The 6,000-nt window shown below is 66.0% G+C and carries 6 protein-coding genes; 1 reads left to right on the top strand and 5 read right to left on the bottom strand.

Annotated features, from left to right (window positions below):
* The first annotated feature begins 142 nt into the window (after positions 1–142).
* Positions 143–1,216 carry a DUF6817 domain-containing protein gene (locus RT614_RS25510; protein ID WP_313625020.1) on the top strand — a complete coding sequence of 358 codons (1,074 nt, stop codon included), beginning with the start codon at positions 143–145 and terminating at the stop codon, positions 1,214–1,216.
* Positions 1,217–1,258: 42 nt separating this feature from the next.
* Here the strand turns inward: RT614_RS25510 and RT614_RS25515 are convergent, their stop codons facing one another.
* From RT614_RS25515 to hemA, 5 genes are all read right to left on the bottom strand, one after another.
* Positions 1,259–1,819 carry a UbiX family flavin prenyltransferase gene (locus RT614_RS25515; protein WP_313625021.1) on the bottom strand — a complete coding sequence of 187 codons (561 nt, stop codon included), beginning with the start codon at positions 1,817–1,819 and terminating at the stop codon, positions 1,259–1,261.
* A 7-nt stretch (positions 1,820–1,826) separates the two neighbouring features.
* Positions 1,827–2,153 (bottom strand): Grx4 family monothiol glutaredoxin, encoded by a 327-nt coding sequence (gene grxD, locus RT614_RS25520; RefSeq protein ID WP_056319914.1) that lies wholly within the window; start codon positions 2,151–2,153, stop codon positions 1,827–1,829.
* Between the two features lie 160 nt (positions 2,154–2,313).
* Positions 2,314–3,138, bottom strand: a complete 825-nt coding sequence (gene prmC / locus RT614_RS25525; RefSeq protein WP_313625023.1) for a peptide chain release factor N(5)-glutamine methyltransferase — start codon at positions 3,136–3,138, stop codon at positions 2,314–2,316.
* Positions 3,139–3,148: 10 nt separating this feature from the next.
* Positions 3,149–4,231 carry a peptide chain release factor 1 gene (gene prfA / locus RT614_RS25530; protein WP_313625024.1) on the bottom strand — a complete coding sequence of 361 codons (1,083 nt, stop codon included), beginning with the start codon at positions 4,229–4,231 and terminating at the stop codon, positions 3,149–3,151.
* An 84-nt stretch (positions 4,232–4,315) separates the two neighbouring features.
* A complete protein-coding gene (hemA, locus tag RT614_RS25535; RefSeq protein WP_313625026.1) occupies positions 4,316–5,590 on the bottom strand; it encodes a glutamyl-tRNA reductase in 1,275 nt (424 codons plus the stop codon).
* Positions 5,591–6,000: the final 410 nt, after the last annotated feature.

Raw genomic sequence — 6,000 nt, forward strand, 5'->3', positions numbered from 1 at the left:
GATTCTAGTGACCGTCCCTCAAAACCGGAAGCAATGAATATTCATATTGATATGCGGATTTCGATATAAAACCCGTCGCGATGACAGCGCCGGCGCATCCGGACACAATAGAGCCTGCTTTCATCACCTTGATCCGAGCGCCATGTCCACCCACACCGAACTTCATCCCCACGCGCGCGCGCTGCTGGCCGACCACTACGCCGCCGTCGACTCCGATCTGCCTGCCCTGCTGGATTTGCTGTTCGCGCGCAGCGCGGGCGAAGACTGGCACAAGGCCGGCACGTTCAAGCATCACCTGCTGGGCGTCTACCGCACGCTGGCGCTCTGGAACCAGCCGCGCGAGGTGCGTCTGCTGGGCCTGTTCCACAGCGTGTACGGCAATGAATACGTCGACCTGACGCTGTTCGACCGCGAACGCGAGCGCAACACGCTGCGCGACGTGCTGGGCGCGGAGGCCGAGGAATGGGTCAGCCTGTTCTGCGCGATGCCGCGCACGAAGTTCGTGCAGGTCATCCTGCAAGGCCAGGGCACGGGACCCGAAGGCTTGACGCTGGAGGGCGCAAACGGCCAGGTCTTCACGCTCACCCCCCGCCAGGTCGCAGCGTTCATCGTCGTGTCCGCCGCCGACATGGGCGAGCAATGGCATAGCTGGCAGGACGAGATCTTTGCTGGCTATCCGCACCAGCAGCGCCGCGACCTGAAGACGAACTGGGCCTCGTCGCTATGGCCCGGCCCGCTCAAGCCGCCGTCGAACATCCTGTCGATGCTGTCGCACCTGCTGGCGCCGCTGTCGCGCATGCCGCAGGACACCGGCATTCCCATTCCGCCCGCGTTCGACGACTGCCGCGCCACGCTTTCCCCGCGCGACGAAGCAGCCGCCAGCGCACTGTACTGGCAGGTCATCACCCGCATGCATCCGCTGACCGAAATGGACAGCGCCCGCCACATGCTGGAAGCGGCGGTGGAACACAATCCCTGGGTGGGTGAACCCCGCTTGCTGCTGGCGCAACTGGCGCTGACGACGGGAGATTTCGAGTCCGCGGAACGCCACGCGGCCGCCGGCCTGGCCGCGCTGCAGGCCTGGGGCACCGCATGGGACAAGCGCATCGAATGGGCCGGCTGGATGGCCTGGGCGCGCATCGAACTGCAAAACGCCCGCGCGCGGAAATGGCCGGAAAACCTGGCAGCGCTGAACGGATTGGGATTGGTGGAGTAAGCGCGCCCGGGGCTACTCGCCCCAAACTTTTCGCCGCTACGGCTACGTGCCTTCCCAGTGCGGTCCGGGCACGACGATGTCGAACATCTCCAGCACGCGCGCCACGGTGTGGTCCACCATTTCGTCGATGGACTTGGGCCGGTGATAGAACGCGGGCAGCGGGGGAAACACGATGCCGCCCATTTCCGTCACCGCCGTCATGTTGCGCAGGTGGGCCAGGTTGAAGGGCGTCTCGCGCACCATCATCACCAGGCGCCGGCGCTCTTTGAGCGTGACGTCGGCGGCGCGCGTGATGAGGTTGTCCGACAGGCCGTGAGCCACGGCCGCCAGCGTGCGCATCGAGCACGGCACGATCACCATGCCCGCGGTCTGGAACGCGCCGCTGGCCAGCGTGGCGCCCACGTCGCGGATGCTGTGGACATGATCGGCCAGCGCGTAGACATCCTGGCGGCTGACGTCCAGTTCGTGCTTGATGTTCAGCACGCCCGACGCCGACACGACCAGATGCGATTCGACGTCATCCACGCCGCGCAGCGCCTGCAGCATGCGCACCGCGTAGAGCGCGCCGGTGGCGCCCGTGATGCCGACGACCAGCCGCCGCATGATGGCCTTAGGCCGTGGCGCCGGATTGCTCCAGCAGCGTCTTCAGTTCGCCGGACTCGTTCATTTCATTCATGATGTCCGAGCCGCCGATGAACTCGCCGGACACGTAAAGCTGGGGAATCGTGGGCCAGCTGGAGAATTCCTTGATGCCCTGGCGGACTTCGTCGTCCTCCAGCACATTCACGGTAACCAGCTTCTTGACGCCACAGCCCTTGAGGATCTGGATGGCCTTGCCGGAAAAGCCGCATTGCGGGAATTGGGCGGTGCCCTTCATGAACAGCACGACGGGGTGCTGGGTAACGGTTTCGCGGATGAATTCTTGAACGTCGCTCATGGTGGTCTCTTGGACAGGCAAAACGGAATAGGTCAATTATAGGTACAGCCGGGAAAACCACCCGGATTACCCCGGCGCGGCGCCGGTATATCCCGAGGGAGGCCAGCGCCGGCGCGCGGGCCGCACTCTCGTCAGCGGCCTCCACGGCCCTCAGCGGCCCTCAGCCGCCCTTGCGCCCGCCCGAGATCCGCTCGATGCCAGCCAGATCCCGCCGGCTGTGGACGTCCTGGAAGCCCGCCTGGACAAGCATAGCCCGCACCGCCTCGGCCTGGTCCCAGCCATGCTCCATCCAGAGCGCGCCGCCCGGCTTCAGGTGGGCGCCGGCCCCCTGCACGATGCGCGCCAGGTCGTCCAGCCCGCCCGCGCCGTCGGTCAGCGCCCCGCGCGGCTCGAAGCGCACGTCGCCTTGTTCCAGGTGAGGATCGTCGCTGGCCACATAGGGCGGATTGGACACGATCAGGTCAAAGCCTTCGCCCGCAGGCACGGCCTGGTACCAGCTGCCTTCCACGAAACGCACCGCCGCCGTCAACTCCCAGGCATTGCCCGCCGCGACGGCCAGTGCGGCGGGGCTGACATCGGACGCCATCACCCGCGCGTCGCGGCGCGCCAGCGCGATCGAAATCGCGATGGCCCCGCTGCCCGTGCCCAGGTCCAGCACCGCGGGGCCAGCCACGCCGGCCACGCATTCCAGCGCCGTTTCGACCAGCACCTCGGTATCGGGACGGGGGATCAGCACGTCGGGCGTCACCCGGAACAGGTGGCCCATGAACTCGCGCTTACCCACCAGATAAGCCATGGGCTCGCCGGCGATGCGCCGCAGCGCCAGGGCCTCGTAGGCGGCGGCCGTCTCCGGCGCCAGCGCGTCCGTGTCATGCGCCAGCAGCCACGCGCGCGGCTTGTCCAGCACGTGCTCCAGCAACATCCGCACCTCCAGGCGCGGCAGCCGCGTGTCGAGCAGCAGGCTTTTTATCTGGGGCGAGGTCATGGCGCCCGCCTCAGATGTCGTCGCCCAGCGCCGCAAGCTGTTCGGCCTGATGCTCGGAAATCAGCGCGCCGGTCAGTTCTTCCAGGTCGCCTTCCATGATCTGCTGCAGCTTGTACAGCGTCAGGTTGATGCGGTGGTCCGTCACCCGGCCCTGCGGGAAGTTGTAGGTGCGGATGCGTTCCGAGCGGTCGCCCGTGCCGATCAGGCTCTTGCGCTCGGCGGCTTCCTTGCTCTGCCGCTCGCGCTCTTCCTTGTCCTTCAGCCGCGCGGCCAGCACCTGCATGGCCTTGTCCTTGTTGCGATGCTGCGAGCGGTCGTCCTGGCATTCCACCACCAGACCGGTCGGCAAGTGCGTGATGCGCACGGCCGAGTCCGTCTTGTTGATGTGCTGGCCGCCCGCGCCGCTGGCGCGGAAAGTATCGATGCGCAGGTCGTTGGGGTTGATGACGATCTCGGACATCGCGTCGGCTTCGGCCATGATGGCCACGGTGCACGCCGACGTGTGGATGCGGCCCTGCGCCTCGGTGGCGGGCACGCGCTGCACGCGATGCGCCCCCGATTCGAACTTCAGGCGGCCATAGGCGCCATCGCCATCGATGCGCGCAATCACTTCCTTGTAGCCGCCCAGCTCCGATGCGCTTTCCGACATCAGCTCAACGCGCCAGCCGCGCTGTTCCGCATAGCGCGTGTACATGCGCAGCAGATCGCCCGAGAACAGCGCGCTTTCGTCGCCGCCCGTGCCGGCGCGGATTTCCAGGAACACGCTGCGCCCATCATTGGGATCGCGCGGCAGCAACAGAAGCTGCAACGCGGATTCCAGCGATTCCAGCTTGACGCGCCCGGTCTTGATCTCGTCTTCGGCCATGGCCTTCATGTCGGGATCGGCCAGCATCTCCTGGGCCGTCGCGATGTCTTCCTCGGTGCGCGCAAAGGCGGTGAACGCCTCGACCACCGGCTCCAGTTCGGCGCGTTCACGGGAAAGCTTGCGAAAGCGGTCCATGTCCGACGCGGTTTCCGGTTCGGCGAGCAGTGCGTCGACCTCGATCAGGCGATGGCACAAATGCTCCAGCCGGCTGCGCATGGAAGATTTCATGAGGGGATGACCAAAGAGAAGACAGGAAAAGCGGGCGCCCACAAAGCGAACGCCCGCCATGAGGCGGGACGTGGGGCAGAGCCGCTAACGGCGGGAATCGCGGCCGGGGAAGAGGCGCGGCATCCAGGCAAGCAGCTGCTTGCGGTCGTCGCCTTCGCTGCGGTTCAGCGCCGCCAGCGGGCCGTGCAGGTATTTCTGGGTCAGGCCGTGAGCCAGCTGTTCAAGCACGGCTTCAGGCGATTCGCCCCGCGCCAGCAGGCGGCGGGCGCGTTCCAGTTCAGCGGCGCGGACGTCTTCGGCGGCCTGATGCAGGTCGCGGATGACGGGCACCACTTCGCGGGATTGCATCCAGTGCATGAAGCCCTGGACGCGGGTTTCGATGATGGCTTCCGCCTGCACCACCGCGGCGCGGCGCGCGTCGGTGCCGGTCTGCACCAGCCGGCCCAGGTCATCCACTGAATACAGGTAGACGTCGTCCAGGCGGCCGACTTCGGGTTCGATGTCGCGCGGCACGGCCAGGTCGATCATGACCATGGGGCGGTGGCGACGCAGGCGCGTAGCCCGTTCCACCATCCCCAGGCCGAGGATGGGAAGGGAGCTTGCCGTACAGGAAACGATGACGTCGAACTCGGACAGGCGGTCCGTCAGGTCGGACAGCTTCATCGTGCTGGCCGAAAAGCGGTTGGCCAGGAGTTCGGCGCGTTCGGCCGTGCGGTTGGCCACGACCATGCTGCGCGGACGCTGCGCGGCAAAGTGCGTGGCGCACAATTCGATCATTTCGCCCGCGCCGATGAACAGCGTGCGGGCCTGGTCCAGGTTGCCGAAGACGCGTTCGGCCAGGCGCACGGCGGCGGCGGCCATGGATACCGACTGCGCGCCGATGGCGGTCTGGGACCGGACTTCCTTGGCGACCGAAAAGGTACGCTGGAACATCTGGTGCAGCAGCGTGCCCAGCGAACCGGCTTCGCCGGCGGCGCGCACGGCGTCCTTCATCTGGCCCACGATCTGGGTTTCGCCCAGCACCATGGAATCCAGGCCGCTGGCTACGCGGAAAGCGTGGCGGACGGCGTCGTCCTGGTGATGGCGATAAAGATGCGGACGCAGCGTGCCGGCGTCCAGGCGGTTGTGTTCGGCCAGCCAGGCGGGCAATTGATCCGCCACGTGGCCGTCGGCCGCGCAGTAGATCTCGGTGCGATTACAGGTGGACAGGATGGCGGCTTCGCGGACGGAGCCGCCAAATGCCGAACGCAAGCCTTCCAGGGCGGGCTTGACCAGATCGACGGGCATGGACACGCGTTCGCGGACCGAAACCGGCGCGGACGTGTGATTCAGACCGAAGGCAAGGACAGCTACCGACATGAGAGAGAGATGACCAAGGCCATCAGCGGCTAAGCGTTATGTACTGCGCGTTAGTACTGCGAACGACGTACTGCAAACCCAAGTACTGCCACTATAAGAACAATGTGTCGCAACCGGCTTGTCGCGCATCAAGCGCTGGGAACCATCCGGCTGTAACAACAAACCACTAGTGATTATACCCCTGCGGGTTATCCCCAGGCCACTCCCGTAACCATCCCGGGCGTTGTGGCGCGGCTTTCGTCCCATCGAGCCAACAGTCCAGCCCGGTCGGGCCCTTTGATGCCGGGGCACAGCCGCTGTCGCTGGCCGGGCGCAAAAAATAGTGCCCCGTCCCCCTTGGACTGGCACAAGCTCCAAAAATTGTGTATAGTTGCGGACTTCGTTGGCCTGGTAGCTCAGTCGGTAGAGCA

It is taken from the genome of Achromobacter sp., assembly GCF_032102605.1.
In the GTDB taxonomy this organism is placed as follows: domain Bacteria; phylum Pseudomonadota; class Gammaproteobacteria; order Burkholderiales; family Burkholderiaceae_B; genus Achromobacter.